The 25,820-nt window shown below is 43.0% G+C and carries 24 protein-coding genes; 12 read left to right on the top strand and 12 right to left on the bottom strand.

Annotated elements, in window-relative coordinates:
- The 4 genes from VCA1004_RS01735 to VCA1004_RS01720 all read right to left on the bottom strand — a co-directional run bounded on the left by VCA1004_RS01735 (position 1) and on the right by VCA1004_RS01720 (position 5,026).
- Entirely contained in the window at positions 1-1,719 is a 1,719-nt protein-coding gene (locus VCA1004_RS01735; protein ID WP_086982132.1) for an acetolactate synthase 3 large subunit, read from the bottom strand.
- 480 nt (positions 1,720-2,199) lie between these two features.
- The gene (leuO, locus tag VCA1004_RS01730) at positions 2,200-3,165 is read right to left on the bottom strand and encodes a transcriptional regulator LeuO (RefSeq protein WP_086982131.1); all 966 of its coding nucleotides are present in this window, start codon (positions 3,163-3,165) and stop codon (positions 2,200-2,202) included.
- Between the two features lie 271 nt (positions 3,166-3,436).
- Positions 3,437-4,492, bottom strand: a complete 1,056-nt coding sequence (locus VCA1004_RS01725) for an MJ1255/VC2487 family glycosyltransferase (protein WP_086982130.1) — start codon at positions 4,490-4,492, stop codon at positions 3,437-3,439.
- A gap of 6 nt (positions 4,493-4,498) precedes the next feature.
- Complete coding sequence (locus VCA1004_RS01720; protein WP_086982129.1) at positions 4,499-5,026, bottom strand: phosphatase PAP2 family protein; 528 nt, start codon at positions 5,024-5,026, stop codon at positions 4,499-4,501.
- 442 nt (positions 5,027-5,468) lie between these two features.
- Here VCA1004_RS01720 and leuA point away from each other — a divergent pair, with 442 nt between their 5' ends.
- The 5 genes from leuA (at position 5,469) to VCA1004_RS01695 (ending at position 11,438) form a co-directional block, all read left to right on the top strand.
- Positions 5,469-7,019 carry a 2-isopropylmalate synthase gene (gene leuA, locus VCA1004_RS01715; RefSeq protein ID WP_086982128.1) on the top strand — a complete coding sequence of 517 codons (1,551 nt, stop codon included), beginning with the start codon at positions 5,469-5,471 and terminating at the stop codon, positions 7,017-7,019.
- A 219-nt stretch (positions 7,020-7,238) separates the two neighbouring features.
- Complete coding sequence (gene leuB, locus VCA1004_RS01710; protein WP_086982127.1) at positions 7,239-8,327, top strand: 3-isopropylmalate dehydrogenase; 1,089 nt, start codon at positions 7,239-7,241, stop codon at positions 8,325-8,327.
- Positions 8,328-8,346: 19 nt separating this feature from the next.
- On the top strand, positions 8,347-9,783 hold the full coding sequence (gene leuC, locus VCA1004_RS01705; RefSeq protein WP_086982126.1) for a 3-isopropylmalate dehydratase large subunit: 1,437 nt from the start codon (positions 8,347-8,349) through the stop codon (positions 9,781-9,783).
- A gap of 10 nt (positions 9,784-9,793) precedes the next feature.
- Positions 9,794-10,414, top strand: a complete 621-nt coding sequence (leuD, locus tag VCA1004_RS01700) for a 3-isopropylmalate dehydratase small subunit (RefSeq protein WP_086982125.1) — start codon at positions 9,794-9,796, stop codon at positions 10,412-10,414.
- A 238-nt stretch (positions 10,415-10,652) separates the two neighbouring features.
- Positions 10,653-11,438: a DUF547 domain-containing protein gene (locus tag VCA1004_RS01695; RefSeq protein ID WP_086982124.1), complete on the top strand. Its 786-nt coding sequence runs from the start codon at positions 10,653-10,655 to the stop codon at positions 11,436-11,438.
- A gap of 129 nt (positions 11,439-11,567) precedes the next feature.
- On the opposite strand, the gene djlA is transcribed toward VCA1004_RS01695, so the two are convergent.
- Positions 11,568-12,410, bottom strand: a complete 843-nt coding sequence (gene djlA, locus VCA1004_RS01690; RefSeq protein ID WP_086982123.1) for a co-chaperone DjlA — start codon at positions 12,408-12,410, stop codon at positions 11,568-11,570.
- 192 nt (positions 12,411-12,602) lie between these two features.
- On the opposite strand from djlA, the gene lptD reads away from it, so the two are divergent.
- From lptD to VCA1004_RS01660, 6 genes are all read left to right on the top strand, one after another.
- Positions 12,603-14,930 (top strand): LPS assembly protein LptD, encoded by a 2,328-nt coding sequence (gene lptD / locus VCA1004_RS01685; RefSeq protein WP_086982122.1) that lies wholly within the window; start codon positions 12,603-12,605, stop codon positions 14,928-14,930.
- Between the two features lie 72 nt (positions 14,931-15,002).
- On the top strand, positions 15,003-16,298 hold the full coding sequence (surA, locus tag VCA1004_RS01680) for a peptidylprolyl isomerase SurA (RefSeq protein WP_086982121.1): 1,296 nt from the start codon (positions 15,003-15,005) through the stop codon (positions 16,296-16,298).
- Positions 16,291-17,307: a 4-hydroxythreonine-4-phosphate dehydrogenase PdxA gene (gene pdxA / locus VCA1004_RS01675; protein WP_086984598.1), complete on the top strand. Its 1,017-nt coding sequence runs from the start codon at positions 16,291-16,293 to the stop codon at positions 17,305-17,307. Before surA ends, pdxA begins: the two co-directional genes overlap by 8 nt.
- A 10-nt stretch (positions 17,308-17,317) precedes the next feature.
- On the top strand, positions 17,318-18,124 hold the full coding sequence (gene rsmA, locus VCA1004_RS01670; protein WP_086982120.1) for a 16S rRNA (adenine(1518)-N(6)/adenine(1519)-N(6))-dimethyltransferase RsmA: 807 nt from the start codon (positions 17,318-17,320) through the stop codon (positions 18,122-18,124).
- Between the two features lie 73 nt (positions 18,125-18,197).
- Positions 18,198-18,581: a Co2+/Mg2+ efflux protein ApaG gene (gene apaG / locus VCA1004_RS01665; RefSeq protein WP_408646861.1), complete on the top strand. Its 384-nt coding sequence runs from the start codon at positions 18,198-18,200 to the stop codon at positions 18,579-18,581.
- Positions 18,582-18,590: 9 nt separating this feature from the next.
- Positions 18,591-19,415 (top strand): symmetrical bis(5'-nucleosyl)-tetraphosphatase, encoded by an 825-nt coding sequence (locus VCA1004_RS01660; RefSeq protein ID WP_086982118.1) that lies wholly within the window; start codon positions 18,591-18,593, stop codon positions 19,413-19,415.
- 138 nt (positions 19,416-19,553) lie between these two features.
- Here the strand turns inward: VCA1004_RS01660 and folA are convergent, their stop codons facing one another.
- The 6 genes from folA to rplU form a co-directional block, all read right to left on the bottom strand.
- Positions 19,554-20,036, bottom strand: a complete 483-nt coding sequence (gene folA, locus VCA1004_RS01655) for a type 3 dihydrofolate reductase (RefSeq protein ID WP_179949572.1) — start codon at positions 20,034-20,036, stop codon at positions 19,554-19,556.
- Between the two features lie 34 nt (positions 20,037-20,070).
- Positions 20,071-20,553: a threonine/serine exporter family protein gene (locus VCA1004_RS01650; protein ID WP_086982117.1), complete on the bottom strand. Its 483-nt coding sequence runs from the start codon at positions 20,551-20,553 to the stop codon at positions 20,071-20,073.
- Positions 20,535-21,302, bottom strand: a complete 768-nt coding sequence (locus VCA1004_RS01645; RefSeq protein ID WP_086982116.1) for a threonine/serine exporter family protein — start codon at positions 21,300-21,302, stop codon at positions 20,535-20,537. The genes VCA1004_RS01650 and VCA1004_RS01645 overlap by 19 nt, the downstream gene beginning before the upstream one ends.
- Before the next feature lie 133 nt (positions 21,303-21,435).
- Positions 21,436-22,605, bottom strand: a complete 1,170-nt coding sequence (gene cgtA, locus VCA1004_RS01640; protein WP_086982115.1) for an Obg family GTPase CgtA — start codon at positions 22,603-22,605, stop codon at positions 21,436-21,438.
- Positions 22,606-22,809: 204 nt separating this feature from the next.
- Positions 22,810-23,067, bottom strand: a complete 258-nt coding sequence (gene rpmA / locus VCA1004_RS01635) for a 50S ribosomal protein L27 (protein ID WP_086982114.1) — start codon at positions 23,065-23,067, stop codon at positions 22,810-22,812.
- A gap of 21 nt (positions 23,068-23,088) precedes the next feature.
- A complete protein-coding gene (gene rplU, locus VCA1004_RS01630; protein WP_086982113.1) occupies positions 23,089-23,400 on the bottom strand; it encodes a 50S ribosomal protein L21 in 312 nt (103 codons plus the stop codon).
- Between the two features lie 273 nt (positions 23,401-23,673).
- Here rplU and ispB point away from each other — a divergent pair, with 273 nt between their 5' ends.
- Positions 23,674-24,645 (top strand): octaprenyl diphosphate synthase, encoded by a 972-nt coding sequence (ispB, locus tag VCA1004_RS01625; RefSeq protein WP_086982112.1) that lies wholly within the window; start codon positions 23,674-23,676, stop codon positions 24,643-24,645.
- 89 nt (positions 24,646-24,734) lie between these two features.
- On the opposite strand, the gene mdh is transcribed toward ispB, so the two are convergent.
- Positions 24,735-25,670 carry a malate dehydrogenase gene (mdh, locus tag VCA1004_RS01620; protein WP_086982111.1) on the bottom strand — a complete coding sequence of 312 codons (936 nt, stop codon included), beginning with the start codon at positions 25,668-25,670 and terminating at the stop codon, positions 24,735-24,737.
- Positions 25,671-25,820 lie beyond the last annotated feature (150 nt).

Raw genomic sequence — 25,820 nt, 5'->3', positions numbered from 1 at the left:
TTAGGTTCTCTCCGTCTTGCTTAGCCACATTTTATCCATGCCTTCCCCTTTGATTTGCATTGGGTAAACATGTTCCGTTTCATCCACATTGATATCAACAAACACCACACGGTCTTTCATAGCCAGTGCTTTTTGTAAGCCGCTTTCTAGCTCATCAGGGTGATTAATTCGAATCCCGACGTGACCATAAGCTTCTGCAATGGCGGCAAAATCAGGAACAGAATCCATATAAGAATGCGAATGGCGACCTTGATAAATCATATCCTGCCATTGTTTTACCATGCCTAAGAAACGGTTATTCAAGTTGATGATTTTCACTGGAATATCGTATTGCATACAGGTGGATAACTCTTGGATATTCATCTGAATACTGCCATCACCGGTAATACAAACCACTTCTTCTTGTGGCATCGCAAATTTCACCCCCATCGCGGCGGGTAAACCAAACCCCATGGTGCCTAGACCACCAGAGTTTATCCAACGACGTGGCTTATCAAACGGATAATACAATGCGGCAAACATTTGATGCTGACCTACATCGGAGGCGACATAAGCTTCACCCTTGGTCAATTTATATAAGGTTTCAACCACTTGTTGCGGCTTAATGCGATCAGAAGTTTTATCATACGCTAGGCAGTTACGGTTCTTCCAACTTTGTAGCTCTTGCCACCATGTTGCGAGCGCCTCAGAATCTTGCTCAATACCATGATCTTCCAATTGCTTTAGCATACTGTTTAGCACTTCATCAGCCGAGCCCACAATCGGTAAGTCGGCATGAATCGTTTTAGAAATAGAAGAAGGATCAATGTCAATATGCATGATCTTGGCGTTAGGACAATACTTTTCTACATTGTTGGTGGTGCGATCATCAAAACGCACCCCGACGCCAAAGATAAGATCAGCATTATGCATCGCCATATTTGCTTCGTAAGTGCCATGCATTCCTAGCATACCTAACGAATTTTTATGGGTTGCTGGGAAGGCACCTAAGCCCATCAAAGTACTCACAACCGGCAAACTTAACGCTTCGGCTAATTTGATCAGTTGTTCACTGGCTTCAGCAATAATCGCTCCGCCTCCAACATAAAGAACCGGTTTTTTCGCCGCCAATAAGGTTTTTAATCCTTTCTTAATTTGTCCTTTATGCCCTGATGTCGTCGGGTTATAAGAACGCATTTTGACTTCTTCAGGGTAAGAATAAGGGTAGTTTTCTAAAGGATTGAGGACGTTTTTAGGTAAGTCGACAACAACCGGACCTGGACGCCCCGTTGAGGCAAGGTAAAACGCTTTTTTGATTGTCGAAGGAATATCTTCCGCTTTTGTAACCAAGAAACTGTGTTTTACGACTGGGCGTGAGATCCCAACCATGTCACATTCTTGAAAGGCATCATTACCAATCAAGCTGCTGGGTACTTGTCCTGATAGCACCACCATCGGGGCCGAATCCATATAAGCGGTCGCAATTCCGGTGATGGCATTGGTTGCCCCTGGGCCTGAAGTCACTAATACGACCCCAACTTTTCCCGTGGCTCGCGCATAACCATCGGCCATATGAACCGCAGCTTGCTCATGACGAACCAGAACGTGTTCAATATCACTTTTTTCATGCAGCGCATCGTAAATATCCAAGACAGAACCGCCCGGATAACCAAAGATGTGATCGACGCCTTCGTCGATTAAGGAGCGAACGATCATATCCGCACCAGATAACATTTCCATGTTGCCTCCTTTTAAGCCGCACCAATCAGGAAACAAAGAAAGCCCCTTAATGAGCGTTATTCGTCCAGTTGCAAATTGGTTCGGCACTACATAGTTAGGGCTTATTTTTAGCCTAATAAATTCAGAGATGAAGGTGAGCTCCTCCCGGCCTTCATCTCTTGCGCTATGTACCTGCAGATATTGTCATAACAATTCGACAGGGTGCATATTCGAAATTACTTTCGTAGCGATTACTTTACCGCCAACTTATAAATCTTGTCTATATGAGGTAAAACACAAGATTAACCATCTTGGTTGTTAATTGATTGCATTCATAGGTAACAAACTAGCTACAAACCCATTTCCCAGCAAATCATCTAATTATTCAATAAAAAAAAGAGAATAATAATGTGATTAATGAGAGCGGGCTCACGAGTGTTCCGGCATAAAAAAGCGCAGGACGAAAATCTCGTACTGCGCTTCTTCAGTTAAGAATAATGCTTATCGTTTTGCAGCTAATGCTTCTCCACAAATAAGCATTAATTGATCACGCATCCAAATATGACCTTTGTCTTTTTCGCTAGAATCATGCCAAGTTAAATACCCCGACACTTTATTATCGCTAAATGGGTAATCTAAGACTTTATAGTGAGTTGGATTTGGGATCGCTTCCACTAACCAACGAGGCACGACCGTTACTAATTCAGATTGTCCCACCACGTATAAAATATTACTGAGACTGGTTCCTTGGTACGATTCTTGGCACTCTAAATCGCTCCCATAAACACGCTCATAAAAGCTTCGAATGCCATTCACTTTAGATAAAGTCGCATGCTTTTCTGACATAAATTCTTGTTGGCTAATGTGATCGCCAATACGTGGGTGATTGGCTGCGACCACTACCACTAACTCATCGCTAAAAATTTCTGTGCTGGAGTAACCCGCTTGCTCAAAGCGAGCATAATCAATCACGAAATCTACTTCTTGATAACGCAGTTTTTCGGGTAATTGATGATCAAACTCTGCATCCAAATTCAGTTGAATGCTGGGGGATTTTTCCGCAATACCACGCATGATATGAGGGGCAAAACGTAAATCACATGGGCTGCATACTGCCAATTTGAAAACACGATCTGAAGTCTCTGGGACAAAAATCGAATTAGGTAATTCATTACGTACTAATTGCAGCGCTTGTCTGAGTGGGCCAAAAAGCTGACGAGCACGCTGGGTTGGTTGAATACCACGACCATGACGCATGAAAAGTTCATCATTAAACATGACTTTTAAACGCGCAACCGCATTGCTCACTGCGGGTTGTGACATCCCTAAATACTGCGCCGCACGGGTAATATTTTGCTCTTGCATCACCGCATCAAAAACAGTGAGTAAATTAAGATCCACTCCACGTAAAGTCGACTCAGATCTTAAGTTAACAGCTGGGTTTTGTTGTTCGATAGGAAGTGCCATTGTATGTTGTGCCTCTCATAATTGTGGTCAATCACATCAAGAACAAGTGATGATTCGCCACAAAAAGATAGTGAATAATCATTGTATTTACCGAACCACTTATTCGGATTGCCGACACTATTCACCAAGCAAATATAAGAAGCAATTGTATTGATAATAAATGATTTTAATTTACTAAAAATCACTAAAAGATAGAAAAAATCAATAACTTATATCTATTTATAAATTTTTATAAAAATCTCTATAAGCCCCTAATAGCTTCTTTGTAAGCTTATTCGTTAATCAGAACATAAGGAGGAAAGTCAACTTGTTCCCAGAGTTCACTCCATAACGGAGCAATGTTATGCCAGTCACCTTGTGTAACCCAGCGAGCAAGATGAGCGGCAACATCTGGGTACACTACTGGCTCTGCCGCTTGCTCATTTAACCAATCTCTCACCGCACTGGGATCTAACCAAGCCATAGATTGAGCTAACCCCAAGGCTTCAAGTGTCGCCACATTACTCATTTGTTCAAACTGACCATTTAAAGGTTTTAGCAACAGTTTCTTTCCTAAAGTTAATGCTTCAGACGGTAACTCAAATCCGCCGTTTGCCATCACGCCATGACAAGCATGTAAATCAGCTTGAAAGTTGGCATACGATAACGGCATAAATGTGATGTTTTCTTGTTGCAGCCTTTCTTTGATCTCGGGGTGATAACAGATGAATTTATGGCTAGAAAAGCGCAACAACAACTGCTTTACCTCTTGCCAATCTTCAAACGGCAAATAGACTAAAATAAAATCATCTTCACTAATGCGGTGGTGCTTATTGGTGTGCACAATAGGTGGCAAAATGGGTTGTTGGAAATGATACCAATGCAAACCTAAACGATGCTGCGTTGGTGCAAAATGCTGAATCAAGGTTTGATCGATCCAAGTGGCCCCTTTCTTGGGAACCGAATATTGAAAAGCATTTTGATGGCTAATACCGATAGTCGGAACATTTTGCTTTTTCGCAGCCCAAGCAGTGATCGGTTCAAAGTCATTAATAACCACATCGTAGCCCGATAAATCCATATCTGAGATTTCCTTCCATAAATGGCTGGGATTGGTATTGATGGCGGTTTTTAAATGACTGACTTTGCCTTTTTCCGTGCTAAAGGTTAAGCCTCTGCGTGTTTGATACTGACCGAAATCATCCATGGAAAAGTAGCCCTTCTCATCTCGGCCTGAAAAAAGAAAATCTACTTTAATGTCATCACGTTGCTTGAAAGCACAAGCCATGGCTCTTGCTCGTGCAATGTGTCCATTTCCAGTCCCTTGTACGCCATACAAAATCTTCATAAGCCGTTAGCCTGCCATTAAATAGATCGCACTCAACGCACAACTCACGCCCAGTAAGGCTCCGAGCACAATATCGGTTAAAAAATGCACGCCTAATAAAATGCGTGAAAAGCCGATTAAACCAGCCCAAGCAAAACACGCTACGCCTAAATCAGGGTAGAAATGATCCATTAATACCGCCATCAAGAAGGCGGCCGCAGTATGACCTGACGGTAAACTGTATTGATCGGAAGGGGTGATATAAGAGGTCAATAAATGGGAAATTTGTGCTGGGCGACGGCGCTTAAAGCTGTTTTTCACTAACCAATAAATCGGTAGCTCAATTAAAAATGCCAGTAATCCCACCATTAAGAAAGCTTGGCCAGCTCTTGGCTCAAACCACCAAGAAAGCAAACCGATTACCGCATAAAGGTGTCCATCCCCCGTATGTGACACTGCTTTACTCACACGTGCGACCGGCAAATTAAATCGATGTTGTAAACACAATAAAGAAAACGCTAAATCGAATCGGGCTATAGGTTGCATTGTTTTCATCACATACTCCTAATATACAGTGGTTTATCCCTTATCCACCCGACCAAAGTAAGTGACATTAATGACAAAAAAGTGACGATAATTTGTTCTTATGATGAAACTTCCCCCACTCAAACCATTAACCAATCAATAACAATACTTTCGTTTATTTGGATATTTTTTCAACGAAAGGGTTGACGCTCCCCCCAAGAGTGCGGTACTAATTGACTCAATCATTACGTGGACGTTTTTAATGCTAAGGAAAGTAAACAGCATGAATAAACCATTTTCGACTCTACTCAACCTCCTCCTCATCGTGAACCAATCGCGCGGGTAGGCAGTGGACGAAAAACCACAACGAATTTCAAACAAGCCCGCATCTCACATGCGGGCTTTTTTATTCGCTAGAATCTAAAATAAAAAACCGCATTGGATAGCGAAGCACATAGATAAGGAAGCTAACATGAACGATCAAGTCATTATATTCGATACGACCTTGCGCGATGGCGAACAAGCGCTATCAGCGAGCCTAACAGTAAAAGAAAAATTGCAGATCGCTTATGCTCTCGAGCGTCTAGGTGTTGACGTTATCGAAGCCGGTTTTCCTATTTCTTCACCGGGCGATTTCAAATCCGTCAAAACTATCGCACAACATATTAAAGGGAGCCGTATTTGTGCACTATCCCGTGCGGTGGAAAAAGACATTGATGTCGCCGCAGAAGCATTAAAAACCGCCGAAGCTTTCCGTATCCACACCTTCATCTCAACCTCAACCATTCACGTTCAAGACAAACTACGCCGCAGTTATGACGATGTGGTTGAAATGGCGATTAACGCAGTAAAACGCGCGCGTAAATACACCGATGATGTGGAATTTTCGTGTGAAGATGCCGGCCGTACACCGATTGATAACCTATGTCGTATCGTTGAAGCTGCCATTAATGCTGGTGCCACCACGGTCAACATTCCAGATACCGTCGGCTATACCTTGCCAAATGAATTCGGCGGCATTATTCAAACCCTATTTAACCGTGTTCCTAACATTGATAAAGCCGTTATCTCAGTACATTGTCATGATGATTTGGGGATGTCGGTAGCTAACTCGATGGCGGCAGTTCAAGCAGGGGCTCGCCAAGTCGAAGGAACGATCAATGGCATCGGTGAACGTGCAGGTAACTGCGCATTAGAAGAAATCGCCATGATCATTCGTACTCGTGGTGAATTCCTAGGCGTGAATACTGGCCTTAAGTACGACGAAATCCACCGTACCAGTAAGCTAGTGAGCCAACTTTGCAACATGCCAATTCAAAGCAATAAGGCGATTGTAGGGGCCAACGCTTTCAGCCACTCTTCAGGTATTCACCAAGATGGAATGTTAAAAAATAAAAACACTTATGAAATCATGACTCCAGAATCCATTGGCCTAAAAAACCAAGCGCTGAATCTAACCAGCCGTTCTGGTCGCGCTGCGGTTAAAAGTCACATGGATTCAATGGGCTATAAAGATTCAGATTACAACCTAGATACTCTATATGAGGACTTCTTAAAGCTTGCTGACCGTAAAGGTCAAGTCTTTGATTATGATCTTGAGTCATTGATGCACTTTGCTAACTTGCGTGAAGAAGATGACTTCTTTAAATTAAATTATCTTAGTGTGCAATCTGGCAGTGTGATGGCGACCACCAGCATTAAGTTGCAATGTGGTGCAGAAGAAAAATGTGAAGCCGCTGTCGGTAATGGTCCGGTGGATGCCTTATACCAATGTATTTATCGCTTAACGGGTTATGAAATTGTCTTGGATAAGTTTGATCTTACCGCCAAAGGCGAAGGTGAAGATGGCTTAGGTCAAGCAGACATTATTGCCAATTACAAAGGGCGCAAATATCACGGTACTGGCCTAGCAACCGATATTGTCGAAGCTTCAGGTCAAGCACTATTGCACGTGATTAACAGCATTCATCGCGCTGATCAAATTGCTGAAATTAAGCAATCAAAAAGAATGGAAACAGTATAAGTTGAAACAAAACACAATTCGGTGATGAATCGTGTGGTTGAGTCTAGGAGCTAGTGAAAAGTCGACATTGTTACAAGCGAGCACCGCTAAGAACCGACACAGCTAGAACCAACATAACTAAGAACCAATATAACTAAGAACCAATATAACTAAGAACAGGCACGTTCATCACTAAAGTAACAAATTCAGTTATACATACTTTTAAGGAAGAGAGAACTCATGTCAGCAACATACAAAATTGCAGTTTTACCAGGTGACGGCATAGGCCCAGAAGTGATGCAGCAAGCACAAAAAGTCTTGGATGCCATCGAACAAAAACACGCGATCTCATTTGAACGTCAACAATTTGATGTCGGCGGTATTGCCATTGATAATCACGGCTGCCCATTACCTGAAACAACAGTTAAAGGATGTGAAGAAGCGGATGCGGTATTGTTTGGCTCAGTAGGAGGCCCCAAATGGGAACACCTACCACCTAATGATCAACCTGAGCGTGGCGCTCTCCTGCCTCTTCGTAAACACTTCCAACTTTTTTGTAATCTGCGTCCTGCGCAAATTCATGCTGGATTAGAAAGCTTCTCACCATTACGTGCAGATATCTCTGACCGTGGCTTTGATATTGTGGTCGTCCGAGAGCTCACTGGTGGTATCTATTTCGGTCAACCTAAAGGTCGTGAAGGTTCTGGCCCTGATGAAAAAGCGTTTGATACTGAAATTTATCATCGTTATGAAATTGAACGTATTGCAAAAATCGCCTTTGAATCGGCTCGTCTGCGCAACAAAAAAGTGTGCTCAGTCGACAAAGCGAACGTATTACAAAGCTCTATTTTATGGCGCGAAGTGGTGGAAGAAATTGCCAAAGACTACCCAGATGTTGAGCTATCACACATCTATATCGATAACGCCACTATGCAGCTCATCAAAGACCCTTCTCAATTTGATGTGATGCTATGCTCCAACATCTTTGGTGACATCATTTCCGATGAATGCGCCATGATCACAGGCTCCATGGGGATGCTACCTTCTGCTAGCTTAAACGAAAGCAAATTTGGTTTATATGAACCCGCAGGCGGCAGTGCGCCAGATATCGCAGGCAAAAACATTGCTAACCCAGTGGCGCAAATTTTGTCGGCCGCATTAATGTTGCGTTATAGCCTAGGAGAAGAGGAAGCGGCGCAAAGTATCGAGCAGGCGGTATCAAAAGCCTTAGCAGCCGGAGAGCTGACTGCCGATCTTGCAGGTAACCAACCCGCCCTTTCGACCTCTGAAATGGGTGACAAAATCGCGCACTATATTCTAAATTCATAATCTGAGCAGGTAGCAAGCAATGTCAAATTCAACACCAAAAACATTATATGAAAAAGTCTACGATGCTCATGTGGTCGTAGCCGCCCAAGGCGAAAACCCAATTTTATACATCGACCGCCACCTAGTACACGAAGTGACCTCACCACAAGCTTTTGATGGTTTACGCGAAAAAGGTCGTAAAGTGCGCCAAGTGAGCAAAACCTTCGCCACGATGGATCACAACGTATCTACTACCACCAAGGATATCAATGCCTCTGGTGAAATGGCACGTATTCAAATGCAAACTTTAATGAAAAACTGTTTGGATTTTGGAGTAACGCTTTACGATCTAAACCATAAATATCAAGGTATTGTGCACGTAATGGGCCCAGAGCTAGGCATTACCTTGCCGGGTATGACCATAGTTTGTGGTGACTCTCACACCGCCACCCACGGCGCTTTTGGTTCATTGGCATTTGGGATTGGCACCTCAGAAGTAGAACACGTATTGGCAACGCAAACCCTAAAACAAGCGCGTGCTAAAACGATGAAGATCGAAGTCAAAGGTAAAGTCGCCGAAGGCATCACCGCCAAAGATATCGTACTGGCAATCATAGGTAAAACCACGGCGGCTGGCGGTACAGGCTATGTGGTGGAGTTTTGTGGTGAAGCAATTACCGATCTTTCAATGGAAGGTCGCATGACGGTATGTAACATGGCGATTGAACTGGGCGCTAAAGCCGGCCTAATTGCACCAGACCAAACGACTTTTGATTACATCAAAGATAAGAAGTTTTCCCCAAAAGGCGCAGACTTTGACGCGGCAGTCGAGTATTGGAAAACCCTAAAATCAGACGATGATGCACAATTTGATGCAGTAGTGACACTAGACGCCGCTGAAATCAAACCACAAGTGACTTGGGGGACCAACCCAGGGCAAGTAATGTCGGTCGATGGTATTATTCCGAACCCACAAGATTTTACCGACCCAGTTGAAAAAGCCTCAGCGGAAAAAGCTTTAGCCTACATGGGGCTAGAAGCGGGCAAAAAACTGTCTGATTACACTGTCGATAAAGTGTTTGTTGGCTCTTGTACCAACTCACGTATTGAAGATATGCGCGCTGCGGCTGCCGTCGCTAAAGGTCGTAAAGTCGCCGCCAACGTGCAAGCGTTAATCGTACCGGGCTCCGAACAAGTCAAAGCCCAAGCTGAACAAGAAGGCTTGGATAAAATCTTTATTGATGCGGGGTTTGAGTGGCGCTTACCAGGCTGCTCAATGTGTCTTGCTATGAACAATGATCGCCTAGGGCCAAAAGAGCGCTGCGCCTCAACCAGTAACCGTAACTTTGAAGGTCGCCAAGGCCGTGATGGTCGCACTCATTTAGTTAGCCCAGCGATGGCGGCTGCCGCTGCTATTGCCGGTCACTTTGTTGATATTCGTTCACTAGATTCTGTCCAGCAAATTAATAAGCAATAAGGAGCACGCTATGTCTCAAGCCTCTACACAGACAGGTTTTCAACAACATACTGGCCTAGTCGTGCCATTAGATATTGCTAACATTGATACCGATGCCATCATTCCTAAGCAGTTTTTGCAAAAAGTCACGCGCTTAGGTTTTGGTCAACATTTGTTTCATGATTGGCGTTTTTTGGATGATGCCGGCACTCAGCCTAATCCTGAATTTGTCATGAATGCACCACGCTATCAAGGCTCGAGCATTCTACTGGCTCGTGAAAACTTTGGTTGTGGCTCATCACGTGAACATGCTCCTTGGGCTTTGGCCGATTATGGCATTCAAGTGATGATCGCACCGAGTTTTGCTGATATTTTCTATGGCAACTCCATCAATAACCAAATGGTTCCGGTGCGCTTAACCGAGCAACAAGTGGATGAAATATTCCAATTTGTTGAGGCCACTGAAGGTGCACAAATCACTGTCGATTTAGAAGCGATGACGGTTTCTGCAAATGGAAAACAATATTCATTTGAGATCGATGAGTTCCGTCGTCACTGTCTGCTTAATGGATTAGATAATATAGGCTTAACCTTGCAACATGAAAGCAAGATTGCTGAATATGAAGCGAATATTCCCGCCTTTTTACGTTAGGTAAGGTATTCTCTATTTAAATCAGAAAGCCTCATTGACCATTCAATGAGGCTTTTTTATGACTCATGCATCGATGAACGCACTCACTATTTGGGATAATGAGCCAGTTAGATCAAACTGACCGATTCAAGAAAGAAAGAAAGAAAAAACTATTCACTCAAGAAAGCGAAAAGCGAAAGTTTTCTCACTCACCTCAGGTCTTATTGTTATACCGATATTAAGAACTGAAGAGTCATCAATGAAACACTGCCTTGCCCTACTTTTTATGTGCCTTGCTTTTCCTGCCCTATCAGCCCCCAAGGCGGAACGCTGGGATTATTGGGACGTCAACCAGCCACAAAGTCAGCAAATCGTCGATCACTCCACATGGCAGGCGTTATTAGATCGATATCTGATCACACAAGATCAAAATACCTTATTTCTCTATAGCCAAGTTAGCTCATCAGACAAGCAACGATTACACGATTACCTAAGCAACTTAACCACTCAAGACCCTCGCCAACTCAACCAAGCACAACAATTCGCTTATTGGGTTAATCTCTACAATGCTTTAACGGTCAATTTGATTTTAGAACACTATCCTATTACTTCTATCACCAAACTCGGTGGATTATTTTCTTTTGGCCCTTGGGATCAAGACATCACGACAATTAATGGGAAAGCGCTCACTCTAAATGATATTGAACATCGAATTTTAAGGCCCATTTGGCAAGACAAGCGGATCCATTATGCGGTCAATTGCGCCAGTCTAGGTTGCCCGAATCTATTACCTACAGCCTTTACTGCCACCAATACCGAGCAGTTGTTAACGCAAGCTGAATCTGCTTTTGTCCATAGTTTAAAAGGAGTGGCGGTTAAAGGTTCAAAATTGCAGTTATCTTCTATCTATGAATGGTATGCAGCGGATTTTGGTGGGGAAGCTGGCGTTTTATCATATTTAGAGACATTGCGACCGGAAATCGGCGATACCAATAAAAAACCCAGCTATCGATATAACTGGGATTTGAATAGCATTAAATATTGAATATTGAATAAGTCTAAATCTTAAATAGCCCTAAATTTGAAGTAGCATTAGGGCTTAAATAAAACAGACTTTTGCATCATGGCTAGCGCGCTACACCAAGAAGTGCTGCAACACACCTAATCAGCACCATTAAAAGCCTTTATCTTTTTTGATGAGATCATAAGCGGATTGAATTTCTTGGGCTTTTTGTTTGGCAACTTCCATCATTTCTGGCGGTAAACCTTTGGCGACCAATTTGTCTGGGTGGTGCTCATTCATCAGCTTACGATGAGCACGCTTAATGGTTTTGGCATCGGCAGTTTTGTCCACCCCAAGTAATTCGTACGCATCATCCAGTTGAGAACGAGTTGGCCCTTGCTGCCATTGACCGCCCGATTGTTGCCCCTGGTGTTGATAGCCACCAAAACCACCGCCTTGCTGAAAACGAAACGCCGCTTCTTGCATGCGCAAACGTTGTTGTAAATATTGCGCGGTAAACCCTAATTCTGCTGCGACCGTTTGTAGTACATTCACTTCACTTGGGTGCAATGAGCCATCGGCAAAGGCTGCCGAAATTTGTAACTCAAGAAAAAACTGCAATAAATCACGACGACGACCCGCAGAAAAACGCACACGACGCAGTGTCTCTTCTAATGGAAAGTGCGCTTCTTTTCCTTGACGAAAGGCTTCTTGCGCAATACGTTTTTGCTCACCCGTCAAGTTCATGCGATCCATCATAACCGTTGCCAGTTGAATCTCTTCTTTTGTCACTTGACCTTTTGCTTTCGCAACATGCCCCATCACCGCATAAGCCGCTTGGAAAAAGTCGGTTTGACGTTCCGCTTGAGACGGGCCGGAGCCAAAGGCGGATTGGAATCCTTGTTGACTACGTCTTGCTTTATCGAATTGATGACCGATAAAGCAACCAATGATTGCGCCCGGGATATTCCCTATCATCGAGCCAAACAAAATTCCCAGTAATTTACCTAACATATATTGATTCCAAATCCCAAACTATGAATTTTTATTGTTAACTATTGTCTGTATAGTGTCGATTCTTGCCAGATTCTTATATGATATAGAAATCTGTGTATATTTCGTATTATTTCTGTAAATAACCTTTGTCTATACACAAGTGTTATCAAACAACAATCTCACTTAAGTTTCACAGGACACTTTTATTTCATGCTACCAGTTTCTCGCACTTTTCTCGCCACGCTCATAAGTGCCGCCTTCTTGCCAACTGCCTTCGCGGATGAAAGCAGTCAGGACAGTGTGCCGGAAATCATCCCAGTTGATCAATGTATTGCGCCAGAAAAAAACTCTTCAGACCCTGAACAAGAAACCGTTAAAGTAGAAGCCGATAGCATTCATACCGAAGGACAAAATCAAGCTGTCTATCAAGGTGATGTCATCATAACCCAAGGGCCTAAAAAGATTACCGCCGATCAGGTGACGATCAACCAAAGGGATAATTCCATTGTGGCGGATGGTAATGTGACTATGAATGATGGGCAAATCAAATCTAACTCTAATAAAGTTAAGTCTGATTTGAAAGGTGAGCGTGTTGAGCTACATGACACTCAATATAAATTATTGTGCCAACCTGCTCGTGGTGAAGCCGCTTATATTTTAAAAGATGGTCAAAGCATCTATACCATGGAAGATGGGACTCTCACCACCTGTCCAGAAGGTAACAAGTCTTGGCGAGTCAAAGCCACCGACATTGATATCGACAATAATGAAGAAGAAGCCACTTTTTATAACACGCGTTTTGAGATATTAGACGTGCCTGTTTTCTATTGGCCTTATATTACCGTACCCATTGGCGATAAGCGTAAAACTGGTTTTCTCTACCCATCGGGTGGTTATGACACCAAAAATGGTTTAGAAATTAACGTTCCGATCTATTTTAACTTAGCGCCTCAATACGACCTCACCACGACACTGAACTACATGCAAGAACGTGGTTTGCAATTTGATAATGATTTCCGTTACTTAACTGATGGTTTTGGTAGTGGTGACATCAATTTTGAATATTTGCACCAAGATGACCTGTATAAAGAAAAAGGGGCTCGTTGGGGGATAAACTTCACTCATGATGGTATTTATCAACGCCATTGGAAGTTCACCGCTGACTATTCTCGTGTCAGTGATATTGATTACTTTACTGACTTAGATTCCAGCATTGGTAACCGTGAAGATGGTCAGTTATTGCAATCGGGTGAAGTCTCTTACCGTACAGATTATTCTGATACCACATTAAAAGTTCGTGACTTCCAAGTGCTTAGCTCGTCTCAGCCTTATCGCTTAATGCCGCAGCTGCAATATCAATACAATCGCGCCAATGTATTGCCTCATATCGATGTTGAGTGGAACAGCCACGTCAGTCGCTTTGAAACCGATGATGATGACCTACCAGATGCTACCCGTGTGCACCTTGAGCCTGGGGTTGTTATCCCGTTTTATGCTCCTTGGGGTCAGTTGACCACTGAAGCAAAATTAATGTACACCTATTACCAACAAGACTTAAAAGATGGTAGTGCAACCACACAAACCAACAGCTCTGGTGATAGTGTTACTTTATCGAAAACGGCTGACCGTACCGTTCCAGAATATCGAATCAGTGGCTCATTATTTTTAGATAATAGTCAGAAATGGCTCGGTGGCTATACCCAAACCCTCGAGCCGAAAATGCAATATTTGTACATTCCTCGTGTCAATCAAGATGACATTTATCAAGGCTATGACACCACCTTATTGCAAAATGACTATTACGGATTATTCCGAGACACTCAATACAGTAGTATCGATTACATTGCTTCTGCCAATCAGTTTAGTTACGGTGCGACCTCTCGTTTTTATGATGAAAACTACAAAGAACGCTTTAACTTATCCCTCGGGCAAATCTATTACATCAATCCGGGTGATGATGAAGTCAATTTGTCAGCATGGGCATTAGAAAACGAATGGAACATCAGTGATGAATGGTTATTTAAAGGTGGCGTTCAATACGACAGTAATGTCTCAAGCTTACAAATTGCCAACAGCACCATTGAATATAAACTCCCAGGCGGTGGCTACACACAGTTAAACTACCGTTACGTCTCTAAAGATTACATTTTAGATAACGCCTCTGGGTTAACCGAAAGCAGTTTGAATTCGTATACTCGTGATGGTATTTCTCAGGCAGGCTTTTTAACCAGTTTTAATGTAGCAAAACGCTGGGATGTTCGTGCGAGTTATTTCCATGACCTCACTGAAAACCAAATGTTAGAAAGCTTACTGGGCGTAACTTACAATGACGATTGTTGGTTCCTAGGTTTAACCTTTACTCGCCATATTATTAACTCAGGCAATGTTTCCGATATTTATCCTGAGCCCGGTGGTGAATACGAATCAAAAGTCAGCCTTAACATAGGCATAAAAGGCTTAGGACAAAGTACTGGATTATCAACCAGTGATGGTGGTAACGCCCTAAGTTATGGCCGCCCATTTGCGCTGGCAGACTAATAAACGATACATCAGCGGTGAGCTTCTCCCGCTGATGCATTTCATTTGTTGTATTAATTGGATATCTAAAAAATGAAGACATGGATTCCCGCATTAATTGGAATAATGAGTCTATTCACAGTCTCTACTTCTATTGCTGCCCCTCAACCACTGGATCATGTGGTTGCAATTGTGAACAACGGGGTGATTCTCCAAACGGATGTTGATACGGCACTTAAAACCGTGCAAGCCAATGCTCAAGATAAGAATCAATCTTTACCCGATAGCGATACGTTAAAAGATCAAATTTTAGAAAAATTGGTCATTGATGAAATCCAATTGCAAGAAGCAAAACGTATGGGCATCCAAATCGATGACCAACGCTTAGATCAAGCGATTGAAGGCATTGCTCATGACAATAAACAAACCTTAGATGAAATGCGCTCTTCACTACAGCAACACGGTATTACCTACCCGGTATTTCGTGAGCAAATCCGTAAAGAAATGGCGATCAGCGAAGCGCGAAATGCTCAGGTTCGTCGACGTGTCAACATCTCTCCTTCTGAAGTCGAAACCTTAGCCTCGATGCTCGCAGAACAAACGACACAAAATGTAGAATATAAAATTTCTCAGATCCAATTACGTTTTGGTGATGATAAAGACGCAACCGAACAAGAAGCTCAAGATCTGATTAAGAGATTACATAACGGTGAAGATTTTGCGACGCTCGCTTACACCTATTCAAAAGGTCCGAAAGCCTTACAAGGTGGTGACTGGGGATGGATGCGTAAAGAAGAAATGCCAACTATTTTTGCCGATCAACTCACCACTCAAGGTAAAGGCGCGATTATTGGGCCTTTCCGCAGTGGCATTGGTTTCCACATCATGAAAATCGATGACGTCAAAGGACTGCAAACCGTTGCGGTAACCGAAGTGAATGCTCAGCATATTTTAATTAAGCCTTCGATCATTTTAAGTGATGAAGGGGCGAAAAATGAATTAAATGAATTCATTCAAGAAATTAAATCGGGCAAGCGTACCTTTGGTGAATTAGCTCAGCAATATAGCCAAGATACTGGTTCTGCGGTCAATAATGGTATTTTAGGGTTCCAAACACCGGATAGCTATGTACCAGAGTTTAAACATCAAGTTGAAACTTTACCGGTGGGACAAATCAGCCAACCGTTTAAAACCGTTCATGGTTGGCATATTGTCAAAGTGTTAGACCGCCGCACCGTCGATCGCACTGAATCAGCGATGAAAAATCGTGCTTATCAAATTTTATTCAAACGAAAATTTAATGAAGAAGCCGCCGCGTGGATACAAGAGATTCGTGCCAGTGCTTATGTCGAGATGCTAGATCAACAAGAGCAAGATGATGATGCCTAAGTTTAACACCACAAAACGCCTGATTATTACGGCTGGTGAGCCCGCGGGAATTGGCCCAGATCTTGTGATTGCGCTCTCTCAATACCAATGGCCCCATCAATTGGTGGTCTGTGCCGATAAAAGCATGTTGGCAGAACGCGCCAAGCAATTGAACATAGAGGTGAAATTGCTTGATTATGACGCCCAAACACCGCCACAAGCTCAGCATAAAGGCCAATTGTATGTTGAGCATATTGCTACCAATGCTCCCGTCGTCCCCGGACTGCTCAACGAAGCAAATGGTCATTATGTTTTAAACACCTTAGAGCGAGCATGCCAAGGTTGCATCAATGGTGAATTTGATGCCTTAGTCACCGGCCCTGTACATAAAGGGGTGATTAACCGAGCAGGTGTGGCATTTAGTGGTCACACTGAATTTTTTGCCGAGAAATCCAACACCCCTCTTGTGGTCATGATGCTTGCCACAGAAGGCTTACGTGTCGCCTTAGTCACCACTCACATCCCGTTAGCTTATGTGAGTCAAGCCGTGACCGAAGAGCGCCTTGAAAGCATTATTCGTATTTTACATAACGATTTGGTGCTTAAATTTGGTATCGATAATCCAGCTATTTATGTATGTGGCCTAAATCCTCATGCAGGGGAAGATGGCTGTCTTGGACGTGAAGAAATTGATACTATCACGCCTACATTAGAGCGATTAAAGCAACAAGATGGCTATAACTTAGTTGGCCCCTTGCCTGCAGATACGATCTTTAATGAAAAATACTTACAAAAAGCCGATACCGTGCTAGCCATGTATCATGATCAAGGCTTACCCGTGCTAAAATATAAAGGCTTTGGTAATTCCGTCAATATTACCTTAGGGTTGCCTTTTATTCGCACTTCGGTCGATCACGGCACAGCACTGGATTTAGCGGGCACAGGGAATGCCGACATAGGCAGTTTTTTAACTGCAATCACCCATGCTTTACAACTGGCTGAAACGTCAAAACAACCAGAAAGCAAATAGAGAGTAATCAATGAGTAATGATGTCCATCTAGGCCATAAAGCCCGTAAACGCTTTGGTCAAAACTTTTTAAATGATCCCTATATTATTGATGGTATTGTTTCTGCAATAAACCCACTTCCAGGGCAAAATTTGGTTGAAATAGGTCCCGGTCTTGGGGCTATTACTGAGCCTGTTGGCCGTGAAGTTGATAAATTTACCGTTATTGAACTTGACCGAGATTTAGCGCAACGTCTAAGAACCCATCCTGAGTTAGCCGATAAACTAACCATTCATGAAGGCGATGCGATGCGTTTTGACTTCAATGAATTGGTTAAACCAAATAACAAATTACGTATTTTCGGTAACTTGCCATACAACATTTCGACGCCATTGATGTTCCACTTATTTGAATTTCATAAAGATATTCAAGACATGCACTTTATGCTGCAAAAAGAAGTGGTTAATCGTCTTGCGGCAGGCCCAGGCTCAAAAGCCTATGGTCGTTTAACCGTAATGGCACAATATTATTGTAAGGTGATGCCGGTTCTTGAAGTGCCACCAACAGCCTTTGTACCGCCACCAAAAGTAGACTCAGCGGTTGTTCGCTTAACCCCTTATGAGGTTCTGCCTTACCCAACAACCAGTTTAAAATGGCTTGACCGCGTGTGTCGTGAAGGCTTTAACCAACGACGTAAAACGGTTCGTAATTGCTTCAAAAACTTAGTGACCGCCGAAGAATTAGAGCAATTGAAGATCACGCCAAGCCTACGTCCTGAAAACTTGACCTTGGTACAATTTGTTGATTTAGCCAATTATTTACACGCTAAAGAACAATAATCACTACTAAAAAAAGGAGCGCTTCGATAAGCCTCCTTTATTTTGATGATTTCTCTATGGATAGGAGATGGTTGTGAATCAAAAAACCTCACCCAGTATCACATGCCAAGTTCATACTCGGTATATAGAAGAACAATCTCAACCTGAGAAAAGTCGCTATATTTTTGCCTATACTATTACCATACGTAACCTAAGCCCGCACTCAATCCAACTGATGAGCCGTCGCTGGCTGATTACCGATGCCAATGGCAAGCAATTAACCATTGAAGGTGAAGGCGTAGTCGGTGAGCAACCAGTTATTGGTTCAATGCAAGAATATACCTATACCAGCGGTACTGCTTTAGAAACTCCTGTTGGCGTGATGCAAGGTCATTACGTGATGCTAAATGAAAACAGTGATGAATTTATTACCGATATTCCACCATTTCGTCTGGCGATTCCCAATATATTAAATTAGAGAGGCACAGTGTCCACCTATATTGTCGGAGATATACAAGGCTGTTTAGATGAATTGCAGCTATTACTTAAAAAAGTAGCATTTAACCCCCAACAAGACACACTTTGGGTGGCTGGCGATCTGGTTGCTAGAGGGGATAAATCATTAGAAACACTAAGGTTTATAAAAGAATTGGGTGACTCTGCTCGCTGTGTATTAGGCAATCATGACTTGCACTTGCTTGCTGTTCATCTAGGCTACTTTCCTGCCAAACCTAAAGATAAAACCTCCAATATACTCTCTGCGCCCGATCGAGAAAGCTTAATCGAATGGCTACGACAACAACCTTTACTGGCTGAACATGATCAGTTTGTAATGTGTCATGCTGGCATTGCCCCTGTTTGGGATTTAGCTACCGCTAGGCAGGCGAATCAAGAAATCACTGCCATCTTACAAAGTAGCGACTGGCCTTGGTTAATCAAAAACATGTACGCCAATCAGCCAACCCAATGGCAAGCTCAGCTACAAGGTATTGAACGTTATCGCTTCATTATTAATGCCTTTACCCGGATGCGCTTTTGCGATCAGCAAGGCCAGCTGGATATGGCATGCAAACTGCCACCAGCAACAAATCAAGACCCTAACTTATTGCCGTGGTTTAAGGTTAAGCATCGTATTCCATTAAATAAAACGGTTATTTTTGGACACTGGGCTGCCTTGATGGGCTGCCACGATGAAGAAGCTAATGTCATCGGGTTAGACACAGGGTGTGTGTGGGGTGAGCACTTATCCATGCTCAGATGGGAAGATAAAAGCCTGTTTACTCAAGACTCATTATTAAACCAATCCTGCTAATCATCTGGTTATTAAAAGCAATACGCAGTAAAGATAATATGCAGTGAAGGCAATACGCTGTATTTCAAAAAATAAGCCTTATTTTAGAACACTAAGCGGTATTTCAGAATAATCAATACCGCTGTTTCTTTCGATGCTTCAAGCGCGTTGTAAAATCATAAAGCGCATATCATAAGCATTCTTTTGATCTTTTGCATAAGATGATTGATGAGTCAGCTGCCAGTCTTCTCCCCACTCAGGGAATTGTGTATCCCCATCAATATCCGCCTCAATATGAGTTAAATACAAGGTATCGGCCATCGCTAGGTAAGTGTGATAAATACTCCCTCCACCGATGATCATCAGTTCTTCAACGTTACCCGCGGCTTGCTGTGCCTGTTCAAGACTGTTGACCGTCGTAACACCATCAATCGACAAGTCGGCATCTCGGGATAAAACAATATTCAATCGGCCGGGCAATGGCCGACCAATTGACTCATAGGTTTTACGCCCCATTAGGATTGGCTTACCCATTGTGCATTGCTTAAACCAAGCAAAATCAGCCGGAAGATGCCACGGCATTTGATTATCTTTACCAATAATTCGGTTATTTGCCATGGCGGCAATCATGCTGATCTTCACTTTTTATCCTTTTATTCATCATCAAATAAACGTATTAAACCACGGAGCGGCGACGGTAAAATAACAAACCAGGCATGGCTAAGCCAATCGCTAAACCGGCAATAATAAACATGGCTTGTAAAAAGTTATCCATTAACATCGCGACTAATTGAGGATCGTAGCCACTTTGTTTCATTTCTACTAAGGCGATCATCGCTTTAAAAGCATACACGCCAGGCACCATTGGGATCATGGCAGCAACCGTAAAGACTTTAGGATGTGCTAGGAATCGATGGGACCACAATACGCCGATCATCCCAACAATGGTCGCAGCAAAGAAAGTCGCCCACTCAATGGGAATCGAATACGACATCATAATAAATCGTAATCCATGCGCAATCGCTCCACCTAAGGCACAATATTTTAAAGCGTTAAATGGCACATTAAATACCAAAGCAAAACCGATTGCTGGAATCGCGGCTAGCGCCATATCCATCGCAACATCAACCATAAACTCAATCATTGGATCCACTCCCATGTTCCCGTTAGCGTCATCGCCGCAACAATCCCTAAGCTCGTGGCAAAAGTGAGTAAGCTCGCCATTACAAACCGAGCAATTCCCATATTAATATAGCCTTTAAGCATATCTGCAACCGAGTTGATCAAGGGGAAACCAGGAACGAGCATTAACACTGAAGACGCCATGGCGGTAAAAGGTGAGTTACCAATTTGATATATCACCGCTTGTGAGGAAATTAAAGTGGTCACAAAAGCGGTCACCGCAAAGTTTAATAATGGGTTAAAGTTGCGGTGGCCAATTTCTTGACGCACAAACATGCCAACACACGAAGAAATAAAGGTAACGAAACAAATGGCAATATCTCCGCCAGCTAAACGAGCAAAAGCGGCACAAGAAAGCCCGATCATGACCAATACTAGCCAACGGTTATAACGAGTTGGTTGGATTTTATTTAATTTATCTTGGGCGAGACGATAATCAATCACTTTACGTTCTAACATAATGCAAATACGTTGAATATCAGTGACTACTTTCATATTAATGCCGCGATCTGGGCTGCGACGTGCGGTGGTAATACAATGATCATTCATCACAGTCGTTACGATAATAGAACTTGCCGATAACGAAACTTCAACTTCTGACATGCCACAAGCGAGACCAATGCGCCTCGTAAGATCACCGACTAAGGTACTTTCCGCTCCATGAGCTAATAACATTTGTCCAGTTTGAACAATTAAACGGGAAATGACTCTTTGTTTTTCTTCCATAACACACTCTTATCAATCCTTTGATTACCCCATATTGCCTTAATTTAGTAATCGAAAAGATGATTTTGAATAAAAAAAAGCTGTGATTTTTAACAAAACCCCAGCTTTCTTTGTTATTAAATGAATTTAAAGATCAGTCACGAACATAAATGACATGGCCATCATCTTCGTCATCGTCCCAGTCATCGTCATCCCAATCTTCTGTGACAACATCTTTACCACTCATGGCATCTTTATGGTAATCGTCCCACTTGAAGTCAACCTTCTCTTCTTCTTGGGTTTCTTCGACTTCTCGTGGTAAATCTTCCATAAAGTCAGCAAGATCATAACAAAGTTGTTGAGTCCCTAACTTATTGGCCGCAGAGATCTTGGCATAATGACCTTCCCAACCTAAAGCTTCGATGATCTCTTGGATCTTTTCATCCGCTTCTTCTTCCGTCATAAGATCAACCTTGTTAAAGATCAACCAACGCGGTTTCGCAGCAACTTTATCACTGTATTGCTCAAGCTCATCAATGATCGTTAACGCATTTTCAATAGGATCAGAACCATCGATCGGCTGAAGATCGATCATATGCAATAGCACACGACAGCGTTCAAGGTGCTTCAAGAAGCGAATCCCTAAACCTGCACCATCGGCAGCCCCTTCAATCAAACCTGGGATATCGGCAATAACAAAGCTACGCTCCGAACCTGCGCGTACCACACCTAAACTAGGAATTAAGGTGGTAAATGGGTAGTCAGCCACTTTAGGTTTAGCTGCGGAAACCGCACGAATGAAAGTCGATTTACCGGCATTAGGTAAACCAAGCATGCCCACATCCGCCAGTAGTAAGAGTTCTAAACGCAACTCACGCACTTCACCTGGTGTTCCCATGGTCTTTTGACGTGGTGCACGGTTAACCGATGATTTAAAACGTTGGTTACCTAAACCATGCCAACCACCTTTTGCGATCATGATTTTTTTGCCATGCTCGGTTACTTCACCGACCACTTCATTGGTATGGATATCCACAGCACGTGTTCCAACTGGCACTTTGATGGTTTTGTCTTTACCACGTTTACCAGTACAGTTACCACCACGGCCATTTTCACCGCGTTCGGCTTTATGGAAACGCTCAAAACGGTAATCGATTAGAGTGTTAAGGTTTTCGTCGGCTTCCATATACACGTCACCGCCGTCACCACCGTCACCACCATCAGGGCCACCTTTAGCGACAAATTTTTCACGCCAAAAACTAACGACACCATTACCGCCATCACCGGCTTCTACTTTTATAACTGATTCATCAACGAATTTCATTTGCTACTCCACTCGCTCTTGTTAGCAAGTTAGTTTGAGTGTAAACCACAGACTATAAATCCCATACGGGCTCTCGGCTCTCGGCTCTCGGCTCTCGAGAATAGGGTCTAGGGTCTAGGGTCTAGGGTCTATTATATAATTTAGGCATAAATAAAAAACCCCGCCATAAGGCAGGGCTTTTAAATTGGTTTTTAAGCAAGAAACTTATTCAGCTTCGATGCTTACAAACTTACGGTTCTTAGGACCTTTTACTTCAAATTTCACTTTACCTTCTGCTAAAGCGAAAAGAGTATGGTCTTTACCGATACCAACGTTAGTACCAGCGTGGAATTTAGTACCACGTTGACGTACGATGATGTTACCAGCTAGAACAGATTCGCCACCAAAACGCTTAACACCTAGGCGTTTGCTTTCTGAGTCGCGACCGTTACGAGTAGAACCACCAGCTTTTTTATGTGCCATGTTAGCTTCTCCTTAGATTAATTAAGCGCTGATGCCAGTAATTTTGACTTCAGTGAACCACTGACGGTGGCCCATTTGCTTACGAGAATGCTTACGACGACGGAACTTAACGATTTTAACTTTATCGCCACGACCGTGCTTAACTACTTCCGCAGTTACTTTACCGCCAGCAACCAAAGGTGCACCAACAGTGATTTCCTCACCATTAGCAACCATAAGAACTGAATCAAACTCAACGCTTGCGCCAGTTTCTACGTCCAATTTTTCTAAGCGAATGGTTTGACCTTCGCTTACACGGTGTTGTTTACCACCAGATTGGAAAACAGCGTACATATTTTACTCCGCTTTTTCCGCACAGCATCATGTTAGTTATATTAAACATATCAGGTGTGCGCTTAAACTTGTCATCAATAGGGCGCAGATTCTACTTGAGAGCATCGCCTTTGACAAGATAAATATTAAAAAAAATGGCGAAAAGATCATCGCCTGATTAAAGTGCGCTAATGATGCCGTTAACACTCGTGTTTATCAATGTTTTTTAGTGTAGAATCTAACAATATTTTTAAATTTTTGACTAGTTACTGTCTTATTTCATCTGGAATAACAATGGATTTTAAAGCTATCCAGGCACTCACTGCCGACGACATGGTAAAAGTGAATGAAACCATTCATGCCCAACTTAACTCCGAAGTAAGTCTTATCAACCAATTAGGATTTTATATTGTGAGTGGCGGTGGTAAACGTATGCGCCCTCTGCTCGCCTTGTTATCGGCCAAAGCGCTCGGTTATCAAGGTCAAGACCACATTACCGCCGCAGCCTTCGTTGAATTCATTCATACAGCGACCTTACTGCACGATGATGTCGTTGATGAATCGGATATGCGCCGTGGTAAAGAAACGGCGAATGCGGCTTTTGGTAATGCGGCCAGTGTCCTAGTCGGTGACTATATTTATACTCGCTCCTTCCAAATGATGACTAGCCTAGGATCTTTAAAGATCCTCAAGCTGATGAGTGATGCGGTTAACGTGATTGCCGAGGGTGAAGTGCAGCAGTTAATGAACTGTAATGATCCTGACACCACTGAAGACAGCTACATGCAGGTTATTTACTCAAAAACTGCGCGTTTATTTGAAGCGGCGACACAAATTGGCGCTCTCTTAGTCGATGCTCCACAAGAAGTAGAAACGGCACTGCAAAACTACGGTAAATTTTTAGGTACCGCCTTCCAACTGATTGATGATGTGATGGATTACACTTCAGATGGTAAAGAAATGGGTAAAAATGTGGGTGATGATCTCGCAGAAGGCAAACCGACCCTACCATTGCTTTATGCCATGCGTAACGGTACACCAGAACAAGCGGTGATGATAAGAGAGGCGATTGAGCACTCTAATGGGATGGAAAAACTGGATGCGATTATGCAAGCCATGCATGAGACAGGTTCACTCGAATACACCACTCTCCGTGCAGAACAAGAAGCCGATAAAGCGATTGCTGAACTGGCGATAATTCCAGACTCACAATACAAAGAAGCGTTAATTGCGCTCGCCCACATGGCCGTGAGACGAAAAAAATAAGAAACTAGAAACAAATAAAAATCCCGTGTCGCTCAATCGCAACACGGGATTCGTTTTATGTTGGGTCTGTAATGTCATTCGCGAACGATTTATTTCGCAAATTCTTCCCCTAATGCAATATCAGCTTTCAATGTATCAAGCATGCTGTCAAAAGCGTGTTGTTCGAATGCGCTAAGCTCACCAAAGCTTAAAATTTCTTCGATACCCGATTTACCAAGACGAATCGGTTGAGCGAAGAAACGTGCATGTTCACCATCGCCTTCCACATAAGCACATTCTACAATGCCTTGCTCGCCATTGAGCGCTTTTACTAATGACAAACCAAAACGGTAAGCCGCTTGCCCCATAGATAGCGTTGCAGAGCCACCACCGGCTTTTGCTTCAACCACTTCGGTACCAGCATTTTGAATACGTTTAGTCAGTGCAGCAAGCTCATCATCAGAAAACTCAACCCCTTTCACTTGAGAAAGTAATGGCAGAATAGTCACACCTGAGTGGCCACCGATCACCGGTACTTCTAAGCCTTTAAGTGGCACTCCTTTTAGCTCAGAGACAAACGTCTCAGAACGAATCACATCCAGCGTCGTAATGCCAAATAAACGACGTTTGTCATACACACCCGCTTTCTTAAGCACTTCAGCCGCAATCGGCACCGTCGTATTCACTGGGTTAGTAATGATACCAACACAAGCACTTGGGCAAGTGTGAGCGATTTTTTCCGCCAACGATTTAATAATACCTGCATTGACATTAAAAAGATCCGAACGATCCATGCCAGGTTTACGAGCAACACCCGCTGAGATCAATACGACATCTGCTCCTTCTAGGGCTGGTGTAGGATCTTCACCTGCATAGCCTTTAATTGATACCGGCGTCGGAATATGACTTAAATCCGCAGCCACACCAGGGGTAACAGGGGCAATATCATAAAGAGCCAGATCTGAGCCTGCTGGAAGTCCATTTTTCAGCAATAACGCAAGTGCTTGTCCGATACCGCCTGCAGCACCAATTACAGCTACTTTCATGTGCCTATCTCCTTTGAAATATTATGTTATTTTTAGGTCTTCTCCTAAGTTGCAACGAAAGTACAACAAGTCGTAAATAATTACAATTCCCTCACCTCAGCTTTGAGATGTTAAACTAATTAATTTAATTTTATCAATACAATCAACAAC

It is taken from the genome of Vibrio aphrogenes (assembly GCF_002157735.2).
Taxonomy (GTDB): Bacteria; Pseudomonadota; Gammaproteobacteria; order Enterobacterales; family Vibrionaceae; genus Vibrio; species Vibrio aphrogenes.
This window is presented reverse-complemented; position numbering and strand designations above follow the sequence as displayed.

What these genes read in the sequence shown, in the direction of transcription:
- VCA1004_RS01735 (WP_086982132.1), bottom strand. Translation starts at nt 1,719, where the DNA reads ATGGAAATGTTATCTGGTGCGGATATGATCGTTCGCTCCTTAATCGAC.
- leuO (WP_086982131.1), bottom strand. Translation starts at nt 3,165, where the DNA reads ATGGCACTTCCTATCGAACAACAAAACCCAGCTGTTAACTTAAGATCT.
- VCA1004_RS01725 (WP_086982130.1), bottom strand. Translation starts at nt 4,492, where the DNA reads ATGAAGATTTTGTATGGCGTACAAGGGACTGGAAATGGACACATTGCA.
- VCA1004_RS01720 (WP_086982129.1), bottom strand. Translation starts at nt 5,026, where the DNA reads ATGAAAACAATGCAACCTATAGCCCGATTCGATTTAGCGTTTTCTTTA.
- leuA (WP_086982128.1), top strand. Translation starts at nt 5,469, where the DNA reads ATGAACGATCAAGTCATTATATTCGATACGACCTTGCGCGATGGCGAA.
- leuB (WP_086982127.1), top strand. Translation starts at nt 7,239, where the DNA reads ATGTCAGCAACATACAAAATTGCAGTTTTACCAGGTGACGGCATAGGC.
- leuC (WP_086982126.1), top strand. Translation starts at nt 8,347, where the DNA reads ATGTCAAATTCAACACCAAAAACATTATATGAAAAAGTCTACGATGCT.
- leuD (WP_086982125.1), top strand. Translation starts at nt 9,794, where the DNA reads ATGTCTCAAGCCTCTACACAGACAGGTTTTCAACAACATACTGGCCTA.
- VCA1004_RS01695 (WP_086982124.1), top strand. Translation starts at nt 10,653, where the DNA reads ATGAAACACTGCCTTGCCCTACTTTTTATGTGCCTTGCTTTTCCTGCC.
- djlA (WP_086982123.1), bottom strand. Translation starts at nt 12,410, where the DNA reads ATGTTAGGTAAATTACTGGGAATTTTGTTTGGCTCGATGATAGGGAAT.
- lptD (WP_086982122.1), top strand. Translation starts at nt 12,603, where the DNA reads ATGCTACCAGTTTCTCGCACTTTTCTCGCCACGCTCATAAGTGCCGCC.
- surA (WP_086982121.1), top strand. Translation starts at nt 15,003, where the DNA reads ATGAAGACATGGATTCCCGCATTAATTGGAATAATGAGTCTATTCACA.
- pdxA (WP_086984598.1), top strand. Translation starts at nt 16,291, where the DNA reads ATGCCTAAGTTTAACACCACAAAACGCCTGATTATTACGGCTGGTGAG.
- rsmA (WP_086982120.1), top strand. Translation starts at nt 17,318, where the DNA reads ATGAGTAATGATGTCCATCTAGGCCATAAAGCCCGTAAACGCTTTGGT.
- VCA1004_RS01650 (WP_086982117.1), bottom strand. Translation starts at nt 20,553, where the DNA reads ATGGGAGTGGATCCAATGATTGAGTTTATGGTTGATGTTGCGATGGAT.
- VCA1004_RS01645 (WP_086982116.1), bottom strand. Translation starts at nt 21,302, where the DNA reads ATGGAAGAAAAACAAAGAGTCATTTCCCGTTTAATTGTTCAAACTGGA.
- cgtA (WP_086982115.1), bottom strand. Translation starts at nt 22,605, where the DNA reads ATGAAATTCGTTGATGAATCAGTTATAAAAGTAGAAGCCGGTGATGGC.
- rpmA (WP_086982114.1), bottom strand. Translation starts at nt 23,067, where the DNA reads ATGGCACATAAAAAAGCTGGTGGTTCTACTCGTAACGGTCGCGACTCA.
- rplU (WP_086982113.1), bottom strand. Translation starts at nt 23,400, where the DNA reads ATGTACGCTGTTTTCCAATCTGGTGGTAAACAACACCGTGTAAGCGAA.
- ispB (WP_086982112.1), top strand. Translation starts at nt 23,674, where the DNA reads ATGGATTTTAAAGCTATCCAGGCACTCACTGCCGACGACATGGTAAAA.
- mdh (WP_086982111.1), bottom strand. Translation starts at nt 25,670, where the DNA reads ATGAAAGTAGCTGTAATTGGTGCTGCAGGCGGTATCGGACAAGCACTT.